We start from the raw sequence: 26,983 nt of genomic DNA on the forward strand, positions 1-26,983 counted from the left end.
GGCGTCTCCGCTGCGCTGCTCTTGGACCTCGGCCTCGATCCCCGCCTGGCACGTCCCATCCTGATGACTTCACGGACGTTGTCTCTTGCTGCGCACTTCATCGAAGAGCAGGACCAGGGTCAGAAGTGGCGCCACGTTCCCGGCAGCCAAGTCACTTACACCGGGCCACAACATCTACGCACAACCGAATAGACATCTCGTGCAGGACTGGGATCTTACAGAAGGCATAGAACGCAATAAGGAGGTGCACCATGACACTGGACTTCAACACCGTTAACGTTAGCCCCCGCATTGAGGCAGGGTCGGAACTACTGCACGTGCAGCGGTTGGCTGATGTGCAGGCAATCCAGCAACTGGGTGCGATCTATCCGATCCTCGTGGACAGCCACGACTTGAACGCCCTTGTCGACTTGTTCGCGCAGGACGGCACTTTCCTGCGTGCCGGACATGTGCACACAGGTCGCAAGGAGTTGCGTGAGTTCTTCGCTCAGATCATGCGCACCTACTCCATGACCGTCCATAGCGTTCATTCGCACGTGGTGGACCTGGCGTTGGGTGCGAAGACAGCGGTCGGTGTGCAGATGGGGCATGGAGAGGTAGCGATCAAGGGGCAACGGTGTCTCGCAGCGTATCGCTACGACGACGAGTATCGCTGGGTCGAGGGCCGATGGTTGTTCGCTCGCCGACAGATGCGTTATGAGTACTTTTCGTCCCACGATGCTTTGGGTAGTAGCCTCGCCGGTCGCCAGCGCGTTCGCGTTCCCGGCACCGCGCCGCGAGACGCAGAGATTCCGGAGGAGCTGCCTAGTCATCTGGGTGCACAAGCGGCTCGCAACGAAAGGGTTCAATGATGGCAGAGACCAAGTCGATAGTTTCAACTCCCCTCGACCGGGCCAAGGCGATGCTGGAGCACGCACTGCCGGCCCACGGTGGGGGAACACTGGAGGACCGCCGCGAGGGCTATGAGGCGGTGCTCGCACAGCTGCCCATTCCCGAGGACGCATCGATCACCGCCGCCACGTACGGAGGCGTCGACGGGTACTGGGTCCACGCCGCTGGCGCCTCTACCGGACGGATCGGCGTGATGCTGCACGGAGGCGGCTACATCATCGGATCGGCCAAGGGCTATCGTGCGTATGCTGCGGAGGTGTCACGGGCAACCGACGCGCGGGTCTTCGTGGCGGAGTACCGTCTGGCCCCGGAGCATCCGTTTCCGGCGGCCCTCGACGATGCGCGAAGCGTCCTTGCTGCCGCGATCGACGAAGTTGGGCCTCAGTCATGCTTCGCAATTGGAGACTCTGCAGGCGGGGGACTGGTGATCAGCTCCTTGTGGGATTTGCACCGCACAGGGGCGACACTCCCGGGCCGCATCGTCCTCGTGTCGCCACTCGTCGACCTGACAGTCACCAATCCCAGCTACGAAGAGCGCGCAAACATCGACCCGGTCGTTTCGCGCAAAGGCATTCAACGCGCTGCCGGTCTGTACCTCGGCGGGCGAGGACCGGCTGAGGTGCCGGCAGCGTTCCCGATGCTGTCCGATCTCGGCTGGCTGCCGCCTTGCCTATTGCTCGTGGGGGGTGCGGAGGTCCTGCTGGACGACTCACGCAATCTAGCGGAGAAGCTTGAGCGGGAAGGGGCGCGCGTCGAATATCGCGAGTACAACGACATGGTGCACGTCTGGACGCTGTTCTCGTCATTCCTGCCTGAAGGACAGGAAGCGCTGGAGCAGATCGGCGCATTCGTGAACACAAAGGCCTCTGGGACCAGCCCTGGCTACTGACGCGGTACGGCGTCGAAATCGAGCACCCGTCCCGCCGAATCAACCGGCACAGCCCACTCGACATATTGCATCAGATGAATGAATCATGCAATTAATGCAGAATGCCTGCAATCTGTGGGTCAGCGCCCAGTGCCTGCCGCCTCTACAGTGCCTTGAACCCAGTGATCTTTACATGGAAGGGCTGTTGGCCGGTGCGCCACCAGACGGCCTGGATCCCAGTAACGGCAAAGGATTTCAAGGTCCAGGCGGCCGAAATCGGGGATTGCGTAATCAGCGGCTGGTCGATCGCCTGCAGGCTTCAGCCAGTCCTTTCCGTCCATGGACGCAATCAGTGTTTTCATCGGTCCACCTCCATGCGTCACCATTAGTTGACAGCCGGGGGAGAGGTCAACATTTGTGTGACACACTGCGAGGCGCCGAGGCCCGTCTCGTGAACTCCCCGAGGAAAGTGCGCCTGTGGACGCGAGAGCAGGTGATGACTTCGACTGGATGCCGGTCAAAAGCTTGCGCTGGCAACATTCCCACGGGAAACTCGAGGAACGCATGCTGAATTGATGAAAATTTGGACCGCGGGATCCGGCAGGGAAAACGGAGGCAACGATGCCCCGTGCTTGTTGGGGTGGCAAAGATGCGGCCTCAAGATCCCGCAGACGAAAGGATCGCAATGGCAGGAATGTTCGAACTCTTTGTCGACCCGGAATCAGCGTTCAGGTTTCGGCTGACCGCACCCGATGGTACTGTCATGGCAGTTTCCAAGCCCTTCGATACCAAGTCCGATGCTGTTGCCGGCATCGCCGCCGTGCGCGAATATGCCGGCATGGGCCTGATCACCGATCACTGCACAACATCCCCAAATGCCGCACCGACAGCCACCTGGACTGATCCTGGGAGTCAAACTGACGATTCCCCGCGCATGCCAAAGATCGACTTCCACACACGCGCTAGGGCGCTTCGCCGGGCCGTCTCCGGACCGCGCTGGGCCGGGGCAATCCACAACCTTTGCTGAGCGCCGGGGAGGGGCGTCGAGACCAGTCTTCCCAACCGCTACGCGGGCATCTTTGATGAGCCAACACGCTCTGTTGACATCGAATTCAGACCTGAGTTAGGTGAATGTCGCGACCGCGATTCCTCGGGAAGGGGATGGGGCGCTGGCATCGACGTCCGTTCTGAATATGATTCCAAGGTCGTGAGGACGCGGAGACTATGGCTCGCCTTCAGCGCACCGCTGTTGCACAGGTACCAATCACCGCGACCAGTTTGTCACCTTCCTGCCGGAAGCGCGTAAGGCTCTTGAAGGTATCGGCACGTTCGTCAACGATCACGTCTCAGGGCCCTAAACGCGCCGACGCCGGTCGAGTCCTGTCGTGTGTGAACGCGGCGGGCGCTACTTTGGATACGATGCCATTTGTCCTTGACTATTCCTCTTACGTTTGATGCAATTCGATGGTGCGAACAGATGAGACAAGCGCTGACGGCTTCACCGCTCGGGTAGCTGAAGAAGTCGCCGCGATGAGTTATGCAGACCTGCCACCGCTTGTTATAACTAGAGCGCGCCACGTGTTGCTCGACTGGCTCGGCGCAGCGATGGCAGGCTCTGTGGAGCCAGTGGGGCGAATAGCGCAGGGGATTGCAGCCGAAACCGGATCGCGACCGGTCGCCACCATCATCGGAACGCAACTGCGCACGTCACCACGCGAGGCAGCAATGGCGAACGCTATGGCTGCGCACGCACTGGACTTCGATGACTCCAGTTTTTGGATGGATGGACACCCGTCGGCGGCGGTCGTATCGGCGGCGGTCGCACTGGGTGAGGCTTTACGGTCAACCACCGGACAGGCCGTGGCAGCGATCGTTGCCGGACTGCAAGGACAGGCCCGCATTGCTCTCGCAACAGGACCTTCCGCCTACGAGAACGGCTTCCACGGCACCGGCATCTACGGCACGTTTGGCGCCGCAGGGGCATGCGCGCATCTCCTCGGCCTCGATGTAAACGGTTTCGAGCGGAGCTATACCCTCGCGGCCACGCAGGCAGCGGGGCTCAGGCGCACCTTCGGAACAATGAGCAAACACCTGAATGCGGCGAACGCTGCCTCCGGGGGCATGCTCGCAGCGCAACTGGCGGCGAAGGGGTTCACTGCACCCACGGACGGAATCGAAGGACGGCAGGGGTTCGTCTGGACGCACAGCACCACCTTTGACCCATCTCGTCCACAGGCGGTCATGGGAGATCGCTTGGCGATCGAGTCAGTTCTCTTCAAGCGACACGCCAGCTGTCACGGTACACACTCGACCATCAATGGAGTCGCCCAGCTACGCGCCGCACATGCGTTCACTGAAAACGACATTGCCGGCGTTCGCCTGTTTGTTCCCGACAAGGTGACGGACATCTGCTGCATTAGCGACCCTGTTTCAGGGCTAGAGGGCAAATTCAGTGTGCGGCATGCTGCCAGTATCGCTCTCGCAGGCCTGGATACCGGTCCCGCTGGATTTACTGATGCAAGCGTGCATGACGCACGACTTGTCGCCCTACGCCAGCTCGTCACCGTGTGCCCGGAGGTCGACCGTCAGTTGACGGCCCCGACACGCGTTGAGATAACGCTTCATAACGGACATGTTCTGGAAGCGGAAGTCGATGCGTATCAGCCCACACAAGATTCGGAACTGGGAGCCGAGTGGGAGGCCCTCAAAAGCAAGTTCATTTCTCTCGCGAGTCCAGTTATCGGCACTTCGGCGGCGCGCGACGTGGTTGGCGGCATCGAGCGACTTGATCCGGATCGCACGATCGGACAACTGCTCAACCTCGAGTAGCGGTGCGGTCTCGGGGATGATGTGTCTGACAGTGAGCTAGCAGAGGCTCTCCGCACCGGAGCCACCTGAGCAGAAGCTGCGCGAGGGCTATTCTTTTGCTCAAAAACATGTGATCAGTGTCCAAAACGACGTTTGTCAAGTGTTTCGCCCGCTGCGAGCTTACGATGACAGTCACCCTTGGCTGAGGCCGGTGGGCCAGCCAAATGCTGGCGTGCACAACGCTTCGTTGCTGACGAAACGTGTGACGCAATGCTCCGCAGGGAACCTGGGATCACATGTCGAGGGGTCCTGGATTACGACCTCTTCCTCGACCGCACCGTGAGACCCGATATTCATCTATCACTCCTCAGTGACCAGTGTTGCCTGAACCAACATTGTTGAGAATGCCGAAAAGTGGTTGGTTGCAGATCGCTGTTGATCGCTGTCAGTCTTCGCCTTCGGATTGACGCGGGTCAAGTCCTTTTGAGTGATCCTGCGGTCCTTCGGGGTCGGAGTTATGCGGTGAGGGCGTGGAGATCAGGCTCGGTCACCTCCTCGGAGCTGGGCTCGCCGGCACGGCGTGCGGCGGTCGAACTGGACGTGCACGGCCTCGGCGTCGGGCTGGTCGAAGACGTCCCGGGCAGGGTCTTCACCCACGGATGCGGTGAGGGCGTGGAGGTCGGGCCGGGGGTAGGACGGAGAAATCGCGGGGAGTTCCCGCAGATGGACTTCCGCGCTGGCGCCGCCGAAATGATCGCGCTGTTCCGCGAGCAGGATCGAGTCCCTGCCGAGCAGGGGGGACCCAGCACGCGTGGCGTGCGTTGTGACTTGGGAAGCGATTATCCCGGATGAGCTTCCTGAGTTCGACAACCAACCCAAAGGAGAATCATGGATTTGAAGGGCGTGACTACGCTGGTCAGGGGAGCCGCATCCGGACTGGGCGCGGCAACCACTCAGGCACTCCTCGCCGACGGTGTCACTGTCGTCGGTATTGATCTGCCTTCCTCCATCCATCAGGTGCCCATCCAGGACGGACTTGACCTATGTCGCTGCCGACGTCATCATGAAGACGAAGTGAGGGCAGCGCTCGACGCGGTAGGGGGCGCGGAACTGCGCCTCGTCGTCAACTGCCTGGGGATCGGGCCTTCGCGGCGAATCCTGTCGTCCCGAGGCAGGCACGATCTGGCGCACTTCCAGCGACGACCGACATCAACCTTGTAGGGACGTTCAATTTGATGCGGCATACGTCCTCCGCGACGCGTCCGGCTGTCGAAAAGGATGGCGTCGACGGCATCCGAGGATGAGAACGATCAGCGGGGCTCATCATCAACACCGCTCCCGTTGTCGCGTTCGAAGGGCAGATCAGGCAGATCGCCTTCTCGGCATCGAGGGGCGGAGACGGGGCGATGACGGTCGTCGCTGCTCGAGACCTCGCCCGGTCTCGCATCCGGGTCGACACGATCGCCCCGGAATCGTGGACACGCCGATGCTCGCTACGGTCTCGGAAACTTACAGGGTGGGCCTGGCTGACGGAGTAGTTTTCCCCAAGCGACTGGCGCGACCCGACGAGTTCGCGCAACTGGTCCTGATGCTTGCCGAACACGGTCTACGGCGAAACCGTGCGAATGGACGGCGCGCTCCGGGTGGTATCTCAGTAACCGTCGGGGCCGCAAAGGAAATTGACGTAGCGTCAAGGAGGCACGCATCGGATTCGGACAACCAGGAGTGCCGCGGGATCGGATCATCGCGTCGATTCTGAGTGGAACGAAGACGGCGACCAGTCGACTGGTCGCCGTCTTCGACCTGGAGCCGGAGCCGATCTCGAGGCCTGGCGAGCGATACGAGATCATCGGTTCCGGCGGCGAGGTCCCTGCGCTCATCGGGATCGACGAAGTCAGAATCCTCCGCCTAGCAGACGTCGGGCAAGACGTATTAAGCGCGGAGGGCGATTCTTTCGAGAGGGTCGACGACCGGCGGAGGGTGCACGTTCAGGGTTGGCAGTCGTTCACGTCGGCAATCCGGGATGCGACGTGCGACCCTAGCCGGACAATAACTGACGACACACCCGTGGTTTCAGGTTCCTCCATCGGATCGGGTGACCGGGGTCAGGGCCCCGGTCGATGCCTCAGGGCGACCCCGGTAGCGCTCCCGGCATATCAAGGAGACTTGCGACGGTGGAGTAGTGCATGTCGGTTGTGCATTCTCCGATCAGGAGCCCGGCGGCGTCGCGCAGGTAGATTTCGATCCCTTCTGAGGTCTGATACCCGCGTCCACCGTGCAGGGTCATACAGGTGGTCGCGACGTCGAAGGCCATCTCAGTGAGGAAGGGCTTCAGGAGGTGGTCCAGGACAGGGTCACCCTGGCCGGCCTGAACGAGCTGCGTTGCATCGTAGAGCATCGATCGACCGGCTTCGATGTTCTGCTTCATCCGCACCATCTTGTGCTGAAGTGCTTGCATCGATGCCAGTGACTCGTGGTTGAACGTGCGCTCTCGCAGGAATGCGTCCGTCTTTTCCCACACACCCTCGGCTAGGCCTAGTGCCATCGCTGAGATGGGGTGCGTCGAAACTTTGCTAGCACCCGTCACGTCGGTGAGCTGGCGGTCTTTCACCAGAACGCTCATGTCACGCACACGTTCCGCCGGTACCCGTACGTCCGACATTTCGACACGGCCCCAGGGCGCACCAACGCCCATCTTCGGCATCGCGGTTATCGTCAAGCCCGGCTGATCGGTGGTAAGCCAGAACAGGTGCATATCGCCGTTGACCAGACCCGAGACGCCCATCACGTCCGCGAAAGTCCCCTGTCCTGCGAAATGGCGGACGCCGTTGAGAACATACTCATCCCCTTCGCGGCGCGCCAGATCCGGATGCTCGCTGTAATTGGCATAACCGGCAGGGTTGGTCGATGCGAAGGATACGGTCGTTTCGCCGGCTAGTGCACTTCGGGCCCAGCGCTCTGCGACGGCCGGCGTACTGACCATGTTCACGGGAATGTTCATCTGCATCATCGCGCTCAGGGCGACGCCAGGACACTCGCGTGAGAGTTCTTCCATGACGATAACCATCCCCATGACACCCATCTCGTCGCCGCCGAGCGACTTCGGTGCAAACACGCGCAGGATGCCGGCGTCGCCCAGGAGCCGGTTCATCTCTTTGAGAAATGGGGGGTTGCCGTAACCCTCCAGTCTGCGTGGGCCGAGGGTTTCGCGTGCAAAGGTTCGTACCTTGTCGCGAATCGCGAGCTGGTCCTCTGTCAGGATTCTGGACATGGGGCTTCGTTCCTAATCTTCGTCATGCCGACCTGGCATCCCTGCTGGATGTCGTGTCGGACCGTAGTCGGTGACGCCCCACGCGACAAGCTGCCTGCTGCCGACGAGTGCATGCTTTAGACGCACTCGACCCGCTGGCGTTCGAGCTTGAAGGTATGGATGTACCAGTTGCCGTCGTCGAGTCGGACGTAGGTCTCGTGGTAGGCGCCGATGTTGTGCATGTATTTGACCGGCCTGCCGACCGGGAACCAGTGGTAACTCTCGAACCTGAACCTCGCCGTGGCGGTGCTATCCGAGGTGAGCACGATGTAGGGATCCATGATGTGGTGCACCATCACGTGATCGTCGGGGAGGTCGACGTGCGCGGCGAGAATCGCGTCGCGGCCGACCAGAGGCCACTCGGCCTTTTCGGCAGACTGCTTGAAGTAGTCGGACACGGTACTGGGGACAGGGTCCTTGGTGTACGGCTGAAGCGGATTCGGAAAATCGCTTTCGTCGAAGACTGCATCCGGAGCGAACACCGAGGCGAAGTCATCCCACCTGTGACGATCAGCACTGTACGCGTACTTGCTCTTCACCTGCTTGATCTGCTCGATGGCGAAGAGCTGATCGGCGATACTCATCGTGAGTTCGGCGGACGCTGTCATTCTTTCCTCCCGGTTCGCACATGCTGGCGCCGAGGGGCGCCGAGCCGGCATGTGGGCTTCTTTCTATCAGTCCCCTGCGGCAGGGTCAAGCGAGCCATAGAATCGAATGCAGACGGTCGTGGTATCGGATTCAGGCGTTCCGTGGTATCGTATGCAGAAATAATTGGGCGGGTCGCCGCTTGGGTTCGTTCCGGGACCGCGGATAAGTGTGCTAAGTCGAGGTGAGTTCTTGTCAATGAAGACGGAAGAGATGTTGAGCGTGCCTTCGGAGGCGGTGGATGTTCGTGTGGACAAGTGGTCAACACCGGTTTTGAATGATGAGAATCGGTTGAAGTTGGCGACGTTTGCTACGAATATGCGTGGGAGTGTGACGCTTGCCAATGTGGAGGGCAAGGTCCTGGGCAGTTGGGAGGAGAGCCTTCGGTTGGCGCAGCATGCTGATCGGATCGGGTTTGATGCGGTGATCCCGGTGCAGCGGTGGCGTGGGTTTGGTGGGCAGTTCAATTTGTCGGATCGCTCTTTTGAGCCKTTCACGTGGGCGACGGCGTTGTTGGCGCGGACTCAGCGGATCCAGGCGTTTGCCACGGTGCAGGTTCCGATTATCCATCCGGTGATGGCGGCGAAGATGGCCGTRACGGCGGATCATGTGTCGGGGGGCCGGTTCGGGATCAATGTCGTGGCGGGGTGGTTYCCGGAGGAGTTCGCCATGTTCGGCCTCACCCAGCGGGAGCATCAGGCCCGGTACGCCTACGCTGATGAGTGGACGACGTTGTTGAAGCGGTTGTGGACCGAGGACGCTGGGTTCGATTTTGAGGGGGAGTACGTCAAGGCTGTTGAYGCGTTCTCGGACCCGCACCCGTTGCAGGACCCCTACCCCGTGATTATGAATGCGGGCACGTCCGGTCCSGGCCGGGAGTTCGCCGCCACGCACAGCGACCTCATTTTCGCGTCCTTGCAGGACATGGCGACCGCGCAGCGTCAGATTGCCGAGATCAAGCAGCAGGCGCTGACCTCCCACGGTCGCGAGGTGCGGGTTTTCGGGCGGGTGCACATYGTGTGTCGGCCGACCGAGCAGGAAGCTCAGCAGTACTTCCGCTGGGTGCACCGCGAYAACGCTGATGTTGCCGCGATCGAGAAGTTGCTTGCGGGGGTTTCCGCCAACTCGGACAGTTTCGACGTTGATCCGGAAGAGCACGCCAAGACCATCGAGCGGCTCGCTGCCGGCCGTGGCGCAATGACGATTGTTGGTACCCCTGAGCAGGTCGTCGCATCCCTGCTGGAGCTGACCAACGCCGGACTCGACGGAGTGGCCATCTCCTGGGTCGACTATGACGAGGGACTCCAGCAGATGGAAGACGACATCCTGCCCCTCATGGTCCAAGCCGGCCTCCGCCGCCTGTGCTCTATAGAGAGGAACACCGAATGCCATTGAGCGGTACAACCAGGAGGCCAGGGGCGGCCGCCGCTCGCTTGCGTGAACTGATCGCGGGTGATGGGCTGATTCATATTCCTGGGATTCACGACCCCTTTTCGGCGCGCGTTGCGCAGGACCTGGGTTTTGGCGCGGTGACTATCGGCGGTGGGGTTACGGTATCGGTCGCTTACCATGCGATTCCTGACATGACGATGATCTCCACCCGCGACATCATCGATGTGGCCCGGGGTATCACGCGGGTGATTGACATTCCGCTCATCGTCGATTTCGACGACGGGGGAGGCAACCCACTCCAGGTACGCCAGGCGGTGCAGATGGCGGAGGCTGCCGGTATCGCCGGCGTCATGATCGAGGACACGAACTTCGCCTACCCCAAGCACACGCCCCCCAAAGAGCTGGGGAAGGTCATGCAGTTCAAAGACAATCACCACCTGACACGCGATGCGGCCGTCCAACGAGTTCGCGCCGCGGTCGAGGCGCGCCGGGATCCAAACACGGTCATCGTGGCAAGGACTGATAGTGCCCTGATATCGAAGGACGAGGCACTGTTGCGCATGCGGCTATTCGCTGAGGCGGGGGCCGATGTGATCAAGCCAACACATTTCGAATGGGAGGATGCTGCCGAAGCAGTAGAGGCATCTTCCGGAGTGCCGGTGATGATGGTGCCCATCCGATTCGGGAGCGCCACGCGTGAAGAGCGCAAACTCGCTGAAAAGAGCGGTGTGAAGATTCTGCTTGACCCGGTTCCTGTCTCGTACGCAATATACGAGGCAGCAATAAAGACCCTGACTGAACTCAAGCAGACGGGCGTGGTCGACGCGGATTATTCAGGCACCGCCAAGACCGTCCAGGAGACGATCCGCTACCGTGAATGGGGCGAGCTCGCGGTGCGGTATCAAGCGTCGGATGCTGCGTCATGATTGCATTGCTGGCCGCGCTCAAACTTAGACCACGGTCATTGGCTGTGCTGTCACTCGGTTTGAGGACTCCTCACGGCTCCCGTTGCCGTATGCCTAAACTGGCCGAGACAGCAACCGCGTACCCTTGCATCCGATCACGACTCGAAATCTCACCCTACGGAGGTCAACATTATGGAGTCAGTAATTGACACCCCGATCTGTGACACTACTCACACGTCAGAAGAAGCGCAGCGGTGGGTTGACATAGCACGCTCGCTGGCGCCGCTCGTAGAGTCTGAAGTACCGCAAGCCGACCAGGACAAGGTCATCACCTCAAAAGTCGTTCAGGCCTGGAAGGACGCCGGTCTGTATGGCGTGTTGCTGCCAAAACACCTCGGAGGGGCGGGCGTGGACGCCGTTACCTATATTCAGATCGCGGAGGAGATCTCGCGTCAGGACGCCTCTGCTGGTTGGGTTTACGGTAATCACCAGACAGGCACCCTGTTCATTGGAATGCTCCTGCCGGCTGAAGCATTGCGTGAGCTGATCGGCCCTAAAGCAGACGGCGTCGCCTGCGGCTCGGGTGCTCCGCAAGGACCCTTCGGCACTGCAAAGCCAGTTGACGGTGGCTATCTGGTCAAAGCGCCCCAGAGGTTTTTCGGATCCGGCTCGCAGCATGCGACGCGAGTGGTCAGCCGGGTAGCCCTGCTCAATGAGAACGACGAGATGCTCATAGGTGAGGACGGGGAGCCGAATGTCGTCTTCATTTGGGTGGACCCTGAACACGTCGAGTGGAAGCACGATTGGGACCCGTCTGGTCTCGCCGGATCAGGCTCGGGGTCCTATCTAGTGAAGGAACACGTAATCGAGGAAAAGTGGATGGCAATCCACGACGGAACGGACTTTCCTGACGACCCAGTGTTCACCCAGGGGTTTACAGGGGTTACGACCCTGCACCACGTCGGTACGGGGCTCGGTCTAGCGAAGCGAGCGATCGAGGAGATGGCGAAGTCCGCTCAGGGACGACGTCGCGGAGTGGTGCCTTCCCTGGACAACTATCCGCTCTTTCAGGCCGAGTTTGTTCGTGTTGCTTCGCTGTACCAAGCGTCGCGCGCATTCATTCTGGACTCCTATAAGAACCTGTGGGAGGCGGCGGCGGAACACCGTTTAAGTGAGCTGCACACTGCGCTCATCGAGCAAGCAGCACTTCACCTCTATCGGTCGCTTGACGACATCATTGCAACGGCATCGTTGTGGGCGGGGTCAGACGTCATTGCGAAGGACGGAATTTTCGCTCGCCTTAATGCAAACGCGCGGGTCGCGATGAGCCACCTTTTGGTAGGTCCGCAACACGCCGTTCAGATTGCGCCCGCGTTGCTGGACGACTGGCTCGGTAGCTCTCGGCCTGTTCACGGGAACAGTAGTCATGAGTGACTCGCTGAGCACGTCTTTTGCCGCCAGGTGTCGTTCGAACGATTGATTACATTTTGAATGTGCGCAAGATGCCGTCGTCTGCGTCGTCGATCTAAGTCTCGCTGATGAAATAAATGCCGGTGCCTACGCATCGCCGAAGGCGGCACTAGGTGCAGTTTCGAGCGAATTTGCCCTTAATGCGGCAAGGGATGGCGTTCGATCCCAGTCGGGTTTGCTGCAGAGGGCCAATCGATATTGCGTATGGCGTGCTCTACGACAATTAATTGCTTCTAGAAAGGGAAATATAGAAATGTTCGGCCTGAGCGAGGACCAAGTAGACCTTATCGCCGCCAGTCGCACTTTGGCGCTCGACAAGTTTAAAGCGAAAGCCATGCAATGGCACCGTACCAAGGAGTACCCCGCCGAGAACATCGCCGCTCTGCGAGATGCGGGGCTGCTTGGGCTTTGCGCACCAAAAGTGGTCGGCGGCGGCGGACGCTCGGAGTTTGACGCGCTGTTGGTGCTCGACGCGATCGGGAGCGTATGCCCGACTACAGCTGCGGCTATGAATGTGTTCGACGTGGGTCCCCTCAGCATCCTCACAAAACATGGGAGTGCGGCCCAGCAGGAGAAATATATCCCCAGAATGCTGAATGGAGAGCTTCGCCTTTCGATTGCACTTACCGAGCCTGACGCAGGCTCCGAACTGACAGGCTTGAAGACTAGCGGCCGAGTCGACGGCTCCGAGGTCCTCCTTAACGGAGTCAAGGTTTTCTCTGCCGGCGCCAATGCAGCTGACGTGTTTCTAGTCTATGTCCGTTTTGGTCCGAAACTGAGCGATATTGGGGCGGTAATTGTTGAGAAGGGGTCGCCTGGTCTGGTAACGGGACCCGTCAGAACCTTTATGTCTGGCTCCACCTGGGCGGAACTGCGATTCGAAAACTGTCGGGTGCCCGCGGAGAACATTCTGCCTTTGGAAAACGGGTTCAAGGACCTCATCCTGACCTACAACATGGAGCGTCTTGGTGCCGTTGCCAAGAGTCTCGGAATCGCCGAGTGTGCACGGACTCGTGCGCAAGAGTATGTCGTAAGTCGCCACCAATTCGGCGGGCCGTTGTGGGACCAGCAGGGACTGCGGTGGAAATTCGCAGATATGGAAATGCGAATTGAGTCAGCGCGGCTGCTCATGATGAAAGCCGCCGCCAATGCCGTTGACGGCAACCCTTCGCGCATTGAGTCGAGCATGGCCAAGCTCGCCGCTAGTGAGGCGGCTTCCTTCGTTTGTGATGAAGCAATCCAAGTGTGCGGGGGCACGGGATTCGACGAGGAAAGTGGTCTGCCTTGGCTCTTTGGACTTGCCCGCAGTTACCGGATCGCCGGCGGGGCGTCTGAGCTTCATCGAAACATGATAGCAAAGGATCAGCTGGCGTCGAGCTGGACCTTCAACGACCAGGATCATAGCGAGGCCGCGGCTTTGACAATGTCGCCGTAGTGCACGAGAACCATCCGCCTTGAAGTCGGAGAACGACTTCAAATTTGATGCTCTTTCGCTTATTTCACCATTAGGAAAGTTGAGAACGGGAGCCAAGAGACGAATGAGATACGACATGAGCGGCGAAAGGCCGGACCTTCCGGACTATGACGAGCTACCAAAAACCGACTTCGGAATCGGATCATCCTGGGGGATATTCGGGCCGTCGGACGAGGACGGACTGCTGAATCTGCACGGCCCGGCGACAACACTTCAGGCGGCCCAATCGATTGTCAGCGGTGAAGTCATCCGGCTCGATGCGCCGCTCGATTTTTTTGACCCGCCCTTGTACGGTCGGCCGCGTTACACCAGGGATATCGTGGTCACCGACAACGGCAGCATTGACGAATCCTACTCGGCGCTAAACCCGCAGTCCAGCAGCCAATGGGACGCCCTCAGTCATGTGGCAGCGTACCCTGGCGTCTATTACAACGGAGCAACCCTCGATGAAGTCCTGAACGGACGTAACTCGATCGCGAGTTGGGCTCGGCGAGGAATCGTTGGGCGAGGTGTACTTCTTGATCTCCAGAGGGACGCCGAGCTCAACGGGGAACCATACGATCCGGCAACTCCGCACGCATTCTCCGTCGCCGATCTCGAGAGAGCGCGGCAACGAGCTGGAGTGGAGTTCATACCCGGGGACATCATCCTATTGCGTACCGGGTTTGCGGCGTGGTACGCAGGGTTGGAGCCGCACGAGCGTCAGCGTGTCTCGGATCGCGCGAATATGATGGCGGCAGGACTCGAACACACGGAGGAGATGGCGCGATACCTCTGGAATATCCACTGTAGTGCAGTCGTGAGCGACACACCCTGCGTTGAGGTTTTCCCCATGGGGAACTCGAGCCCGGAGTCACCGTTCGGCATACTTCACCGAGCCCTTCTCGGCCACTTCGGCATGGCAATCGGCGAGCTCTGGTGGCTTGAGGAGTTGGCCGCACGAAGCCACGACGACGGCCGAGCTACATGCATGCTGGTGAGCGCTCCGCTATACGCTCCCGGCGGTGCTGGCTCCACGGCAAACGCACTTGCGATCCGTTAGCAACGCAACGTCCAAGCACTAGGCAACATTCATAGAAATAATGCAAAACCTATCCGTGAGGAGATTAGCGTGACCCTTTCGTTTGACTTTCGAGGCAAGACCGCCGTCGTGACTGGGGCCGCGCGCGGCATCGGATATGAAATCGCCCGACTCCTCACTGAGGGCGGCGCAACCGTGTACATTGCCGACTTCGACCCCGGGGAGACGGCTATCGCCGCAGAGCGTCTGGGGGCGCGTTCGCTCATAGTCGATGTGTCTTCGCCCTCAGTCGGTGAGGTCATCGACCAGGTCATCGAGGAGGCTGGCTCGCTGGAAATCTTGGTCAACAACGCTGGCATTCTTCGTGACGGGGTGCTGTGGAAGATGACCGACGACGACTGGCAAAGCGTGCTGGACGTCCACCTCACCGGCACTTTCCGTCTCACACGCGCGGCCATCAAGCCGATGCGCGCGCAGGGCTTCGGGCGGATAGTGAACGTCACCTCCTATTCGGGCATGCACGGAAACTTCGGCCAAGCCAACTACGCCGCTGCGAAGGCAGGGATCATTGGATTCACCAAGACCGCGGCGAAGGAACTCGCTAACTTCGGGATCACTGTCAACGCGATCTCACCCAATGCGCAGACCAGAATGATCTCGTCCATCCCCGAAGCGAGGCTTACTGAACTTACCGAGATGATCCCAATCCGACGGTTCGCGGACCCCCACGAGATCGCCACCGGAGTCGGCTTCCTCGCTTCAGAGGAGGCCGCTTACATTACAGGAGTCGTGCTGCCAATCGACGGGGGAGTATCCATGTAGTCCGCACATCCTGACCTGGAACGTGTCATTTTGAGTCATATCCAGTGTTCGGGACGTGCCCAGCCTTTTCCGGGGCGCTGGTGCCCCGGTTTGGTGTCGTCCGTGGTTCCAGACTTTGTCGGTGGGCTTGTGGGGGTCCCGCGAAGTGTTGAACACGACTAGTGAGCTCGGGCCTCGGCTGCTGGATACCCGCATGAGGCTCGGTCCGGACGCTCGCTGGCTTGTTATGCGTCGCCACGACGCTCTACTTCCACGCCACAGACGCAAGGCCGGATTGCGGCCCCCTGGGCGACGCGGTAGCGGACCTTGAGGCCGTCCACGGGTTCGACGCCCTCGCGAGCGTCTCCGGCCCCGAAAGCCACGGCAGCTTGCGAGGACATATCGGCCGCATAGGGGTCGACCGGCAGCTGCATGGGGCCGTATCGCCCGGGATCCAGGCCTTCAGGCCGCCGCTCGCGCCGGGGAAGCCCTCAAGCCCGGCGCCTTGAACACTGACGATGACGAATCCGTCGGCTATGGCCTCGGGTTCGTCGACGACGTCGTAGACGAGGGCTGACGCTGGTCCAATGGACGATCAATGCGCCGTTGAACTCAGCCGGGTCGGCAGGCCGACGCACCACGATACGAGTGCGGTTACGGCGCGGACTCCGTCTTTGAGACAAACTGGCTCTTCGTGGTTGGTGGGGAATTGAGTTCGTGTCGTAGAAGACAAGAGGGCCCGTGGCCCTGCTGGGATGAGTGTGTCTAAGCATTCAACCTGGAACAGGACCACGAGCCTTGAACGAGCCTACCGGGGTCGCAGCTGACGCTGCCACCATCCTCTTCAACCTGCCCGACTATCACGTCATTTCCACCACCATCACTGCCGGCTGCCGACAGGTGATCGTTGAAACCAATCAGCCGCCGGGCTGTCCGAGCTGTGGTGTCATTTCTTCTCGGCGGAAGGAACGCCGCCTGCAGCGGCTTAGGGATATTCCTGTTGCCGGGCCTGTCGAGGTGCTCTGGTCCAAGTACCGCTGGTACTGCGACGAAATGGGCTGCCAGAGGCTCTCGTTCTTTGAATCCACGCCCCAGGTCCCACGCCGTGCCCGCTCCACCGGCCGGCTTCGGGACCAGCTCGTGGACGCGGTCATCCGCTCCGGCCGCGCCGTTTCGGAGACTGCTGCCGCGTACGCGGTGTCCTGGTGGATGGTCCGTGTCGCGCTGAACGAAGCCTGCTTCCTCACCCTCCCCGATGTGGATCAGCTAAGCCCAAAAATGCTGGGCATCGATGAACACCGGTTCCGGTCCGTGCGCTACTTCCAGGACCCTGAATCCAAGGCCTGGACGCGGTTCGAACCGTGGATGACAACCATCGTGGACCTGGACACCGGGCAAGTCCTTGGCGTGGTCGACGGCCGAGACCACAAGGGTGTCGGTGACTGGCTGTTCGCCCGGCCTCTGGAATGGCGCCTGGCCGTGCAGGTCGTCGCGATCGACCCATCGGCGGCGTTCCGCAAAGCGTTGCGGATGTGGCTTCCCCGCACCGCGGTCGCGGTCGATCATTTCCACCTGATCTCGCTGGCCAACCAGGCCGTGACCGAGACACGGCAGAACCTCTCTCAACAGGTCAAGGGCCGGCGCGGACGGGCCGTCGACAAGGCCTGGGCTCACCGCATGCTGCTCCTGCGCGGCGGCGACACCCTCAGCTGCAGAGCCGCGCTCCGCCTGGAGGAAGTATTCGCCGCCGACGATCCGACCGGCACCCTACAGGCCGTCTGGCGGGTCAAGGAACAACTGCGGGTTCTGCTGCGCACCGGCTCCCTCGACGACGCCGCGGCAGCAAAAAACGAACTCGAGGAACTCGTGAAGAAAGAAGCACGGCCGGAAACGAACAGGCTCTACCGCACCGTCTGCCGGTGGTGGAAAGAGATTGAAGTACTCATCATTACCGGGGCCACGACAGGCAAGGTCGAGGCCCACAACACCGCGATCAAGAACATCAAACGCACTGCCCGTGGCTATCGCAACCCAGACAACTACAAATCAGTTATTCTCTTGAGAAGTGCCGCCCGGACGGCGGCATGACGCTCATCCCAGGGATCTATTTCCCCACAAAACGCGAAGAGCCGACAAACTCCCCTGTCCGGGGCGTCGGTGAGAGGGTACGATCGGCCTTGCCCGCGATACAGTACTCCTCCTGGACGTATGCGACCGACGCGAGATCACGCCCGCTGGCGCCCGAGCGCGTGGCCGCGAGAGCTGCCGGAGGCAGGTCCAGAGACGGTGGGCGGGACGACGGTTCAAACCCTAAGACGCAGACGCTTGAGTTGCAAGTGATTGGGCCGCGCGTCAGAGGATCTTGCGGCTTCAAGGCGCAACACTGATGTGGCCCGTTGCTCGTAATTGTCCCGAGTCCCACTGACCCTGCCCGGCGGTCAAAGAAGCAAGAGGATCACGTTCTCCGTGACGCAGGCGGGTTTGTCTTGTCCTTCGATCTCCACTGTGACTCGAGCCTGGAGGCGTTGACCATGAGTCGTCGGCTCTAGGGCGACGATTTCGACGCCTCCGCGTAGACGGGAACCAACCTGGACGGGTGCGGGAAAGCGGGTTCGCTCTGCACCGTAGTTGATCCGGGTTATCGATTCGCTGATATCAACGACCTGTTCAATGAACATGGAAACGAGCGACAGCGTCAGATACCCGTGCGCGATTGTAGATCCGAAGGGACCAGATGCTGCGCGGACTGGATCGACGTGGATCCATTGATGATCGCCGGTCGCCTCGGCGAAAACGTCTATGCGCTGCTGTGTAATGGTTGTCCAGGGTGAGAAGCCGAGATGTTCACCGACAGCCCGGCTGATCTCATCGATGTTCGTAAAGTTTCGCCGTCCTACAACGGTCACGACACAACCTCGAATAGTCCCGCTGCTCCCATGCCGCCGCCGACACACATTGTGATGACAACCAGGCGCGCTCCACGGCGCCGTCCCTCCAGGAGTGCATGCCCCACCATCCGCGCACCTGACATGCCGTAGGGGTGACCGAAGGCGATTGCACCTCCGTTGACGTTGAGTAGGTCAGGATCAATGCCAAGTACATCGCGGCAGTACAGGGCTTGTGATGCAAAAGCCTCGTTCAGCTCCCAAAGGCCGATATCGTCTATTTCGAGGGAGTGGCGTTCCAAGAGCTTTCGTACTGCGGGAATGGGCCCTATACCCATCTCCTCGGGACTGCATCCGGCGACTGCCATTCCCTTGTAAAGTCCCAGCGGCGTGAGACCACGGCGCTCGGCTTCGGATGCCTCCATCAGCACCGCAGCAGATGCGCCATCAGAAAGCTGACTGGAGTTTCCGGCGGTTACGCTTGAAACGGCCGATGCCGTTCCATTTGGGAGCACGGGGGTTAGGCTGGAAAGCGCTTCTACGGTTGTGCCGGGACGGTTTCCCTCATCCTTTTCGAGCAGCACTGAGACGCGTTGTTGAGTGCCGGTGTCCTTGTCCGTTACCACTTTCGTTGTGCTGAAGGGAACGATCTCATCATCGAATCGACCGGATGCCTGAGCTGCTGCTGTGCGCTCCTGTGACATCAGCGCGAAGGCATCCTGGGCCTCCCGGCTGACGCCATAGCGTTCTGCGACGATTTCGGCGGTGTGGAGCATCGGTAGGTAGATGCCGGGTAGGTTCTCGTTCAGCCATCCATCGCGTGCGCGGTAGAAGTTCTGCTTGTCGTTCTGCACGAGTGAAATCGATTCGACGCCGCCACCGACGGCAACCTGCATGCCATCTACAACGATCTGCTTCGCCGCCGTGGCAATTGCCATGAGACCCGACGCGCACTGGCGATCGATGCTCATCCCGGCCACCGTATCGGGGAGGCCGGCACGGAGTGCTGCTTGCCTTCCGATATTCATCGAGGTTGTGCCCTCTTGCATGGCGGAGCCGAGGACGACATCTTCGACCTCAGCACCGTCGATCTGCGCGCGTGCTACGGCTTCCCGGATCGCATGTCCAGCGAGCTCCTGTGCCGAGGTGTCGTTGAACGCGCCTCGATACGCCTTGCCGATCGGTGTACGTGCTGTGCTGACGATTACTGCTTGCCTCATGCTTCGCCTTCTTTCTTTAGTGTTCCTTTACACATTGGATACGATACCATTAGTCTATGAATAAGAATCCACGATAGTGGCGGTGCGAACGTTGAGGTTCGTGTCCGATGTCGTGGTTGTTCGTATCGGGTTCGCCCTACGGAAAGTCGACAGGGAGCGGAGGTTCTGAATGAATGCGGAAAATGAGGGCGTTGTGCCGGAGGAAGAGCGGGATTCGCTTCGCGAGAAATATCGGGAAGAGCGGGACAAGCGGCTTCGTGCCGAAGGTACCGCACAGTATGTGAAGCTCGACACGGCTTCGGAGTATCTGCGTGATCCCTTCACCCCGCATGTGGAGCGTGAAGCGGTGCGGCGTGAGGTCGACGTCCTGATTTTGGGCGGCGGGTTTGGTGGTTTGACCACGGCCGGGTTGCTGCGCAAGGCGGGGGACTTGGAGCTGGCGATCATCGAGGACGCTGGCGACTTTGGTGGTGTGTGGTACTGGAACCGTTATCCGGGTGCCCGCTGCGACATTGAGTCCTCGATCTACTTACCGCTTCTCGAGGAGGTGGGTTACATGCCCACGGAGCGGTACGCGCGTACCGACGAGATCTTCGGGTATGCCCGCAAGATGGGGCATCATTTCGACCTCTACAAAGATGCGCTGTTCCAGACACGGATGACGGAGATGCGCTGGGATGAGGAGAGTGAGTTCTGGCAGGTAGCCACTGATCGTGGGGATGAGATCACTGCACGGTTTGTGGTGCTCGCATCCGGGGTGATGTTTAGCCGCCCTAAGCTTCCTGGCATTCCCGGGATCGAAACGTTCAAGGGACATTCGTTCCATACCAGTCGTTGGGATTACGAGTACACGGGCGGCAGCAACCTCGGGGGTATGACCGGGCTGGCTGATAAGCGGGTTGCCGTGATTGGCACCGGAGCCACTGCCATTCAGGTGGTGCCTCGGGTTGCGGCGGATGCTAAGGAAATGGTGTTGATCCAGCGCACCCCTTCGATTCTTGATGCGCGGGGTAATCGGGCGACTGATCCCGAGTGGTGGTCGAGCTTGCCGCAGGGATGGCAGAAGGATCGTCAGACGAACTTCGACCTCGTGCTGGAGGGCAAGAGCCCGGACCGTAATCTGATCGATGATCAGTGGAAAGAGGTCTGGGGTCGTCCGGACGCCAGGGGGATGACGCCAGAGGCTGTTGCCGAGGCGATGGACGCGATCGACTTCGAGCAGATGGAGCGTATTCGCCATCGCATCGCGGAGATCGTGGAGGATCCCAAGACCGCCGCTGGTCTCATGCCGTACTACGGACGGTTCTGTAAGCGGCCGTGCTTCAGCGATGAGTATCTGCAGGCGTTCAACCAACCCAATGTCACCCTGGTCGATACCGATGGCCGCGGGCCGGATCGTATCTCAGAGAATGCCATCCATTTTGATGGTGTGGCGTATGAGGTGGATTGCATCGTCTATGCTACAGGGTTTGAGTCGTTCGCGACCTCGCCGTCGCAGTCGGGTCGCTACAACGTGATCGGGCGCGATGGTGTCACGCTTGATGAGAAGTTGGGTCGTAACGAGTACTACTCGCTCCACGGTCTCTACACCCATGGCTTCCCGAATATGTTCATGGTCGGAAACAGTCGCCAGTCCGCGCCGACGTTCAACATTCCGTTCCGAATGACGATTCAGGCCAGCCATGTGGTGGAGCTGATTACGACGTTGGTCGATTCGGGCGTCACGTCGATGGAAGTCAAACGCGAGGCGGAGTTGGCGTGGGATGCCCACATGGCCGAGTTGCGTCGGGGTGGTGCGGCCCTCGCGAAATCCGTGCTGGAGTGCACGCCGGGTTATTACAACAATGAGGGCAACGTGACCGGCAACATTATTCCTGCGGTCGCGGCAGGCTACCCCGGCGGCACGCTTGGGTTCAGCGAACAGGTTGACACGTGGCGACACAGGGAGGGGTTCCGCGAGGACATGATCTTGAAAAGCCGGTCGCATGCTTTCGGAGCGCGTGATCTCGTTGACTCTTCGCTTCAACTTCAGAAAGGCATCTAATGAGGTATTACCCAGACAGCGCCGATCCCGCCACCAGGCCCGGTCTCGAGCATTGTGTCGAACGGGCTCTACCGAGCATCGAAAATTCGATCATGCTCGGTATCTTTCAACCGAACCAATCGTTCCACGAATGGCCCACGCTCGCACCGAACCCGACGGAGTGGACCTACAAGTACAATTTGGCAACGATCCTCGCCGCCGAGGAAGTGGGTATGAGCTTCGCGTTTCCTGCCGCACGTTGGGCTGGATTGCCCGGCGACGACATCGTGTGGCGGGGCGCCAGCCTCGACACGATCACGTTAACAGCCGCACTGTTGGCGGCCACGACGAAGATCACACTCCTGACCACAATCCACACAAACCTACTCAATCCCGTTGTGGCTGCCAAGTATGGCGTCGGCCTTGATCACATCGGCGGCGGCCGTTGGGGTCTCAACGTGGTTAGCGGGTGGGGAGCGCACGAATTCGCCGCGATGGGCGTTGAGCTGCTTGACCACAAGGAACGCTACGCCTACACCCGGGAATGGTTGGACGTCGTCGAGATGCTCTGGTCGGACGGCGAGGCTACGCTGGACGGGAAGTACTTCAAGATCAACAAGGCTTCAGGTCGGCCGCGACCCTTGCAGGCTTCACCATTGATCGTAAATGCCGGACAGTCGTACACCGGCATGCGCTTCTCTGCTGAGAACGCGGACTATATCTTCTGTTTCGGAGACCTCGCAGAGAAGTTCCGCAAGGTTCGGGCAGAGGTCGGCAGCGAGTGCGGATTCATTGGCGCCAAGTCAGTGATTCTGGGCGCGACGACTGCTGAGGCGAAGGACCGTGCACGGCAAATCGTCGACCAGGCAGACCGCGGAGCATTGCGCAACATGCTAGTCGCCAGCGGTGCCGAATCACTAGAGAGCGCACAAGGACGCATGGTCTCTCGTGATGAGGTAGAGGAATACCTTCTCGGTGACGCGATTATTGCCAGCGCCGAAGACGCGGGCACACAGTTGGCGGATTGGGCGGCGACGAACGGCGTCGACGGGATTTGTCTGAACCTGTTCGACTACCTCGGTGATCTCCAGCTGATCGGTTCTGACACTATTCCGGCCTTCGAAGCACAGCTTGCCAAGTACGGTAAAAAATTCCGCCGGCCGTCCGTGCCGGAGGCAATTTCTGAATCGACGCCGGTCTGATCCACCCGCTCCGATAAGAGGGAGGCGACCGTGGCGGCGGCAATCAATGACTGCTCAACCGATATTGCCCAGGTGCAAGGCGACGACATGCTCATTCGCGGTTACCCGCTCACGACCATTGTTTGGCCACCGCAGCTTCGGTGAGCTCGCCTACCTGATTATCGGCGGGCGGTGGCCGACGAAAGGCCAGGCTCAGGTTCTGGAGGCGATCATGGTTTCGGTCATGGAGCACGGAATTTCGCCGACGACCACGGTCACCCGGATGATGGCCTCGTACGGCAACCCCATCCAGGTAGGAATTGCTGCGGGAATGCTCACCGCCGGAGACCACCATGGCGGCGACCACTGTCTTCTGCTCGAGTCGATCGAGGCCGAGCTGAAAGCTGCTATCGGGCGACCAATCGCGATCAATATCGACGGCGTCTCCGCCGCGCTGCTCTCGGATCACGACCTCGATCTACGCCCGGCAAGCCCGATCCTGATGGGCCTGCGAACGCTGGCTCTTGCCACGCACTTCATCGAGGAGTAGGACCAGGGTCACAATCGGCGCCACGTTCCCGGCAACCAGGTCCCATAGACCGGTACTCAGGCACAAGCGAGATCCTAATCAAGCCGGGAATGGCATGAGCGGTTACGCAAGGCGGCACTGACTTCCCAATGCTGGTCGACGCACCAGCCGTTAAAAGGAGCCCACATCACCATGCTCGACCTTAGCCGTGTGAATTTCAGCCCGGAAGTTGAAAAGGGGTCGGAGCTGCTGCATGTGCAGCGATTGGTCGACCTGCATGCAATTCGGCAGCTCGCTGAGGCGTACCCCATTCTCGTCGATAGCCACGACCTGGAAGCATTAATAGGTCTTTTTGCGGATGACGCCGTTTTCCTGCGAGCGGGAGCTGCGTACTCAGGTCGTAGAGAGTTGCGCGAGTTTTTCGGACAGATAATGAACACGTACTCTCTGACCGCACACAGTGTTCATCAGCATCTTGTGGACCTGACGCCCGGTGCGAGAACCGCGCTCGGAATCCAGATGGGGCATGGTGAAGTTGCGATCGACGGGCAACGTATGGTCGCCGCGTACCGCTACGACGACGAGTATTGCCGGGTCGACGACCGATGGCTATTCCAACGCAGACACATGCGATACGAGTACTACACCTCCCAGGAGGAGTTGGCCCTGAGTCTTGCTGGACGTCAGCGAGTGCGTGTTCCGGGGGCGGCACCGCGTGATGCGGAAATTCCGGAGGAACTGCCGTCCTACCAAGCCGCACAAAGCCGAACCGGACAACGAGTCTGATGGTCCATCCTTCCCGATCGTCCCAAAGGTGCGCCTGACGCCGGCTGCCTGAGTGGCCGCGAGAGTAAAGGCATACTCAAAATCGTGAACATCGATATCGAGGAGATGAGAGCAGGCGCCCGCAGCGCCGCACGTGCCGTAGATCCCGGGGCCGTGAATGGCCGCTCTCATAGGCGGATGGGCCGGTTGCGAGCGCGATGCAGGCCTGACCTTGCAACCTCGCGACGATTGCTGCCGCGACCTGTCCGGTTGAAGATCGCAGTGTTTCACCGAGTGCGACGGCTGCCGAGACCACTGCCGCTGACGGGCGGCCGTCAGTCCAAAGGCTCGAATCGTCAAAGTCCACCGCATGTGCGGCGATCGCATTAGCCATCGCAGCCTCGCGTGGTGAAGTGCGCAGCCTCGAACAGACCATCAGCGCCGGTAACTGTCACTGCAGGGAGCGGGAGTCCCACGGAACGTCGCTGTAGACGATCGGGAACGCGCTGGGCCGATCTGTAGGCACCATTGGCTGGGAGATCAAAAGCAACAGTCACTCGATGCTGGGTACCGGCCATACGGTGCGCCTCGGGCCGCCACCGCTGCCCGGGCGGGGGCCGCCCGTTTCCGAGACCCGATGATTTCCGCTGGCGACGTGGTGCATGAGGAGCTGGGGCTTTGGGGTTCACCGGGTGGTGCATGAGCCACCAGGACCGCCCTGTCTGAGGCACCACTTTCGTTACCTGAAGTAATACTTTTACATAACGTCGCTATCGGCGTTTTCCAACAAGCACATGAGAGGTGAAGGACCTTGTATTCCGTGTAGGGGTGACGCTGAAATGTGGTTAATGTTCTCCACTAGCGGAGGCTGGCGCCCAGCCGTGTGGCGTGACCCATACCTCGAATCCCTCGGATGCTTCAAACATTTGACGCGGGTCATTCGCGTTCGCGGTAATCCAAAGTGCGGAGGAGTCGGGCATCGCATCTTCCACAAAGCCCGTTCTTATGACGCGGCCGTAGTATCGGATTTCCACCCACACGTTGATCAGCAAATTCCATCCGACGTGCTTGCGGACCATTAGTTGATTAGGTTTCATGCTTCTTCCGGCTGCCGGAGCGTCAGCGGCGACGCACGGTGAGCCGTCAACCGCTACTGCTGCGACGTAATCAATGGGCCGGGGTCCTTGGCTCGACGTCGCAACTGCCGTTTCCCGCTTGATTCTCACGTCCAAAATTCCTGGCCGGCCCCGTTGATCCAGAAACGCACATGGGCCACGTCGTCGCGGATCTGTGCTGCGAGTTCATCGGTTCCACGGAATCGCCGTTGGGGGCGGATGTAATGGTGCAGAATCACCTGAACGATGCGCCCGTACAGGTCCCCGTCGTAGTCCAGAAGGTGGGCCTCCAGCAACCGTGTTCCTCTGCGGTAGTAGGTCGGGCGCCGACCTACAGAGACAGCGGCAGCGTAGGTTTCATCATCCCCTCCCTGAAGGCAGACGGTGCCTGCCCAGACCCCGTCCCGGATTTCCACGTCCGGCACGGAGATGTTGGCTGTAGGATAACCGAGCTCCCGACCCCGGGCGTCCCCATGCCCAACCATCCCTTCAAGCCGGACGCAACCATAGATACGGGCACTAGGCTGTACTCGCGTGGTACCGGAAGGTGCACTGGCTCGGGTCGTGGCTTTCATTGACTCACTCGCGGATCTAGCAGGTTTGGGATCATGGCGCCGTCCCAGGGTTGGAGTGTCGGGACGGCAATGGGATGATGACCGGTTGCGGCGAGCACGTTGTCGAGCCAGCCGACTCGATTAGCGAAGCGCTTGGCCTTTTGCGGGGTGGTCCACCGGTAGGAATCGTGTTCCCAGTCGAGCTTCAACCGCCGCCGGGATGTAATCGCAGTGAAAGTGTGGATAAGCCACGGGGTTCCGGAACCGTCAGGAATCACCAGGTCCGGCCCCTGCCGGAGATCGAGGAGGTCTTTGGCCTGCAAGCCCGTTTCTTCAAACAGCTCTTCCAGGGCCTGCTGTTCGGGTGTTGCCCCAGCTTCCACAAATCCCGTGATGCAGTGCCAACAGCCCCCGTCATGGCCCAGACTGCGGCTCCTTCTGAACATGGCAATCCTGCCCCGCCACTCGACGACGGCAGCGATGACGGTACGGTCCGCCGGGATGGCAGGTGCGGCCTCAGAGGCTAATCTGACGCCAAGGGATCGGTTGATCGTGCTCATTCTTCTCCTCACAACACCCCTCTTTCTTCCGTCGTACACCGCCCGGTGGTCCGTTTCCGAGGCCGCGGAGATCGAGCAGTCGACCCACAGCACCGCCCATCGATGAAGACCCGCCCCGTCGTCGCCACCAGTCGAACGGAGCGGCACCATCCTTGCTGGTGTCAACCGCATCGCTCAACCGATGCTGAATACGATACCATCTCTGCTGAATACGATACCACTTGCTTTGATTTGATACCATGGGGTCTCCTTCGACAAATTACTTGCGCTCACGCGCGACCGTGTGGATCTGTGGACCCGGAAGTCTATATTTACGCGCACCTTCCGTGGCGCGATGATTCTCCTGAGACAACCTCTGGCATGGACCTTTATAGGGAGAAGCTGCTGCCGGCCGTATTCGAAGGTGCGGTGGCCGCCGGACGGGATCCGGCCGGGATAGAGAAGATGATTGAGATCAAGCTCTCCTTCGATACGGACTATGCCCTGGCGCTGGAAAACACCCGGTTCTGGGCGCCGCTGTCACTGAGCCCGGAACAGAAAGCCGGCCTGGAGGACCCTGCGGCCAT

General features: G+C 60.3%; 28 protein-coding genes and 3 pseudogenes. 20 read left to right on the forward strand and 11 right to left on the reverse strand.

What is annotated here, in order from left to right; genetic code table 11:
• The 3 genes from AB4Y87_RS25335 to AB4Y87_RS25345 all read left to right on the forward strand — a co-directional run.
• The coding region (locus AB4Y87_RS25335) for a hypothetical protein (protein WP_442006985.1) at positions 1-192 on the forward strand (192 nt) is incomplete at its 5' end.
• A gap of 59 nt (positions 193-251) precedes the next feature.
• Entirely contained in the window at positions 252-851 is a 600-nt protein-coding gene (locus AB4Y87_RS25340; RefSeq protein WP_442006986.1) for a nuclear transport factor 2 family protein, read from the forward strand.
• Positions 851-1,780 carry an alpha/beta hydrolase gene (locus AB4Y87_RS25345; RefSeq protein ID WP_442006987.1) on the forward strand — a complete coding sequence of 310 codons (930 nt, stop codon included), beginning with the start codon at positions 851-853 and terminating at the stop codon, positions 1,778-1,780. Before AB4Y87_RS25340 ends, AB4Y87_RS25345 begins: the two co-directional genes overlap by 1 nt.
• Positions 1,781-1,899: 119 nt before the next feature.
• On the opposite strand, the gene AB4Y87_RS25350 is transcribed toward AB4Y87_RS25345, so the two are convergent.
• Positions 1,900-2,121 carry a hypothetical protein gene (locus tag AB4Y87_RS25350; RefSeq protein WP_442006988.1) on the reverse strand — a complete coding sequence of 74 codons (222 nt, stop codon included), beginning with the start codon at positions 2,119-2,121 and terminating at the stop codon, positions 1,900-1,902.
• Between the two features lie 323 nt (positions 2,122-2,444).
• Here AB4Y87_RS25350 and AB4Y87_RS25355 point away from each other — a divergent pair, with 323 nt between their 5' ends.
• Together AB4Y87_RS25355 and AB4Y87_RS25360 are read left to right on the forward strand one after the other, a co-directional pair.
• Complete coding sequence (locus AB4Y87_RS25355) at positions 2,445-2,786, forward strand: YegP family protein (RefSeq protein ID WP_442006989.1); 342 nt, start codon at positions 2,445-2,447, stop codon at positions 2,784-2,786.
• Between the two features lie 437 nt (positions 2,787-3,223).
• Positions 3,224-4,588: an MmgE/PrpD family protein gene (locus AB4Y87_RS25360; RefSeq protein WP_442006990.1), complete on the forward strand. Its 1,365-nt coding sequence runs from the start codon at positions 3,224-3,226 to the stop codon at positions 4,586-4,588.
• A 516-nt stretch (positions 4,589-5,104) separates the two neighbouring features.
• On the opposite strand, the gene AB4Y87_RS25365 is transcribed toward AB4Y87_RS25360, so the two are convergent.
• Positions 5,105-5,446: a hypothetical protein gene (locus tag AB4Y87_RS25365; protein WP_442006991.1), complete on the reverse strand. Its 342-nt coding sequence runs from the start codon at positions 5,444-5,446 to the stop codon at positions 5,105-5,107.
• 9 nt (positions 5,447-5,455) lie between these two features.
• On the opposite strand from AB4Y87_RS25365, the gene AB4Y87_RS25370 reads away from it, so the two are divergent.
• From AB4Y87_RS25370 to AB4Y87_RS25380, 3 genes and pseudogenes are all read left to right on the forward strand, one after another.
• Complete coding sequence (locus AB4Y87_RS25370) at positions 5,456-5,788, forward strand: hypothetical protein (protein WP_442006992.1); 333 nt, start codon at positions 5,456-5,458, stop codon at positions 5,786-5,788.
• Between the two features lie 140 nt (positions 5,789-5,928).
• Positions 5,929-6,105, forward strand: a complete 177-nt coding sequence (locus tag AB4Y87_RS25375; protein ID WP_442007011.1) for a hypothetical protein — start codon at positions 5,929-5,931, stop codon at positions 6,103-6,105.
• 187 nt (positions 6,106-6,292) lie between these two features.
• A pseudogene (locus tag AB4Y87_RS25380) lies at positions 6,293-6,529 on the forward strand (ASCH domain-containing protein); the annotation flags it as partial.
• A 163-nt stretch (positions 6,530-6,692) separates the two neighbouring features.
• Here the strand turns inward: AB4Y87_RS25380 and AB4Y87_RS25385 are convergent.
• Together AB4Y87_RS25385 and AB4Y87_RS25390 are read right to left on the reverse strand one after the other, a co-directional pair.
• On the reverse strand, positions 6,693-7,838 hold the full coding sequence (locus AB4Y87_RS25385; RefSeq protein WP_442006993.1) for an acyl-CoA dehydrogenase family protein: 1,146 nt from the start codon (positions 7,836-7,838) through the stop codon (positions 6,693-6,695).
• Between the two features lie 116 nt (positions 7,839-7,954).
• Positions 7,955-8,485, reverse strand: coding sequence for a nuclear transport factor 2 family protein (locus tag AB4Y87_RS25390; RefSeq protein WP_442006994.1), 531 nt, complete (start codon positions 8,483-8,485; stop codon positions 7,955-7,957).
• A 235-nt stretch (positions 8,486-8,720) separates the two neighbouring features.
• On the opposite strand from AB4Y87_RS25390, the gene AB4Y87_RS25395 reads away from it, so the two are divergent.
• The 6 genes from AB4Y87_RS25395 to fabG all read left to right on the forward strand — a co-directional run bounded on the left by AB4Y87_RS25395 (position 8,721) and on the right by fabG (position 15,606).
• Positions 8,721-9,917 carry an LLM class flavin-dependent oxidoreductase gene (locus AB4Y87_RS25395; protein WP_442006995.1) on the forward strand — a complete coding sequence of 399 codons (1,197 nt, stop codon included), beginning with the start codon at positions 8,721-8,723 and terminating at the stop codon, positions 9,915-9,917.
• 38 nt (positions 9,918-9,955) lie between these two features.
• Entirely contained in the window at positions 9,956-10,840 is an 885-nt protein-coding gene (locus AB4Y87_RS25400) for an isocitrate lyase/PEP mutase family protein (RefSeq protein WP_442006996.1), read from the forward strand.
• Positions 10,841-11,011: 171 nt separating this feature from the next.
• Complete coding sequence (locus AB4Y87_RS25405; RefSeq protein WP_442006997.1) at positions 11,012-12,253, forward strand: acyl-CoA dehydrogenase family protein; 1,242 nt, start codon at positions 11,012-11,014, stop codon at positions 12,251-12,253.
• A 289-nt stretch (positions 12,254-12,542) separates the two neighbouring features.
• Positions 12,543-13,724 carry an acyl-CoA dehydrogenase family protein gene (locus AB4Y87_RS25410; RefSeq protein WP_442006998.1) on the forward strand — a complete coding sequence of 394 codons (1,182 nt, stop codon included), beginning with the start codon at positions 12,543-12,545 and terminating at the stop codon, positions 13,722-13,724.
• A gap of 115 nt (positions 13,725-13,839) precedes the next feature.
• Entirely contained in the window at positions 13,840-14,805 is a 966-nt protein-coding gene (locus AB4Y87_RS25415) for a cyclase family protein (RefSeq protein ID WP_442006999.1), read from the forward strand.
• 69 nt (positions 14,806-14,874) lie between these two features.
• Positions 14,875-15,606, forward strand: a complete 732-nt coding sequence (gene fabG / locus AB4Y87_RS25420) for a 3-oxoacyl-ACP reductase FabG (RefSeq protein ID WP_442007000.1) — start codon at positions 14,875-14,877, stop codon at positions 15,604-15,606.
• 224 nt (positions 15,607-15,830) lie between these two features.
• On the opposite strand, the pseudogene AB4Y87_RS25425 reads toward fabG, so the two are convergent.
• Positions 15,831-16,358 (reverse strand): annotated as a pseudogene (locus tag AB4Y87_RS25425) (alpha/beta hydrolase domain-containing protein).
• 25 nt (positions 16,359-16,383) lie between these two features.
• Here AB4Y87_RS25425 and AB4Y87_RS25430 point away from each other — a divergent pair.
• Positions 16,384-17,673, forward strand: a complete 1,290-nt coding sequence (locus tag AB4Y87_RS25430) for an ISL3 family transposase (RefSeq protein ID WP_442007001.1) — start codon at positions 16,384-16,386, stop codon at positions 17,671-17,673.
• A 350-nt stretch (positions 17,674-18,023) separates the two neighbouring features.
• Here AB4Y87_RS25430 and AB4Y87_RS25435 read toward each other — a convergent pair whose 3' ends face one another.
• Together AB4Y87_RS25435 and AB4Y87_RS25440 are read right to left on the reverse strand one after the other, a co-directional pair.
• Positions 18,024-18,491 (reverse strand): MaoC family dehydratase, encoded by a 468-nt coding sequence (locus AB4Y87_RS25435; protein ID WP_442007002.1) that lies wholly within the window; start codon positions 18,489-18,491, stop codon positions 18,024-18,026.
• Entirely contained in the window at positions 18,488-19,690 is a 1,203-nt protein-coding gene (locus tag AB4Y87_RS25440) for an acetyl-CoA C-acyltransferase (protein ID WP_442007003.1), read from the reverse strand. The genes AB4Y87_RS25435 and AB4Y87_RS25440 overlap by 4 nt, the downstream gene beginning before the upstream one ends.
• Positions 19,691-19,859: 169 nt before the next feature.
• Here AB4Y87_RS25440 and AB4Y87_RS25445 point away from each other — a divergent pair, with 169 nt between their 5' ends.
• The 4 genes from AB4Y87_RS25445 (at position 19,860) to AB4Y87_RS25460 (ending at position 24,209) form a co-directional block, all read left to right on the forward strand.
• The gene (locus AB4Y87_RS25445) at positions 19,860-21,734 is read left to right on the forward strand and encodes a flavin-containing monooxygenase (RefSeq protein WP_442007004.1); all 1,875 of its coding nucleotides are present in this window, start codon (positions 19,860-19,862) and stop codon (positions 21,732-21,734) included.
• A gap of 92 nt (positions 21,735-21,826) precedes the next feature.
• Positions 21,827-22,915, forward strand: coding sequence for an LLM class flavin-dependent oxidoreductase (locus AB4Y87_RS25450; RefSeq protein WP_442007005.1), 1,089 nt, complete (start codon positions 21,827-21,829; stop codon positions 22,913-22,915).
• A 46-nt stretch (positions 22,916-22,961) separates the two neighbouring features.
• On the forward strand, positions 22,962-23,444 hold the full coding sequence (locus AB4Y87_RS25455) for a citrate/2-methylcitrate synthase (protein WP_442007006.1): 483 nt from the start codon (positions 22,962-22,964) through the stop codon (positions 23,442-23,444).
• A 171-nt stretch (positions 23,445-23,615) separates the two neighbouring features.
• The gene (locus tag AB4Y87_RS25460) at positions 23,616-24,209 is read left to right on the forward strand and encodes a nuclear transport factor 2 family protein (RefSeq protein WP_442007007.1); all 594 of its coding nucleotides are present in this window, start codon (positions 23,616-23,618) and stop codon (positions 24,207-24,209) included.
• 76 nt (positions 24,210-24,285) lie between these two features.
• Here AB4Y87_RS25460 and AB4Y87_RS25465 read toward each other — a convergent pair whose 3' ends face one another.
• The 4 genes from AB4Y87_RS25465 to AB4Y87_RS25480 form a co-directional block, all read right to left on the reverse strand.
• The gene (locus tag AB4Y87_RS25465) at positions 24,286-24,624 is read right to left on the reverse strand and encodes an MmgE/PrpD family protein (RefSeq protein WP_442007008.1); all 339 of its coding nucleotides are present in this window, start codon (positions 24,622-24,624) and stop codon (positions 24,286-24,288) included.
• The gene (locus AB4Y87_RS25470) at positions 24,575-24,745 is read right to left on the reverse strand and encodes a hypothetical protein (protein ID WP_442007012.1); all 171 of its coding nucleotides are present in this window, start codon (positions 24,743-24,745) and stop codon (positions 24,575-24,577) included. Before AB4Y87_RS25470 ends, AB4Y87_RS25465 begins: the two co-directional genes overlap by 50 nt.
• Positions 24,746-25,410: 665 nt before the next feature.
• Entirely contained in the window at positions 25,411-25,878 is a 468-nt protein-coding gene (locus tag AB4Y87_RS25475; RefSeq protein ID WP_442007009.1) for a riboflavin kinase, read from the reverse strand.
• The gene (locus AB4Y87_RS25480) at positions 25,875-26,417 is read right to left on the reverse strand and encodes an NUDIX domain-containing protein (protein WP_442007010.1); all 543 of its coding nucleotides are present in this window, start codon (positions 26,415-26,417) and stop codon (positions 25,875-25,877) included. Before AB4Y87_RS25480 ends, AB4Y87_RS25475 begins: the two co-directional genes overlap by 4 nt.
• Before the next feature lie 360 nt (positions 26,418-26,777).
• Here AB4Y87_RS25480 and AB4Y87_RS25485 point away from each other — a divergent pair.
• Positions 26,778-26,983, forward strand: a pseudogene (locus tag AB4Y87_RS25485) (F420-dependent glucose-6-phosphate dehydrogenase); the annotation flags it as partial.

The sequence above is a fragment of the Paenarthrobacter sp. RAF54_2 genome (genome assembly GCF_052113945.1).
GTDB lineage: Bacteria > Actinomycetota > Actinomycetes > Actinomycetales > Micrococcaceae > Arthrobacter.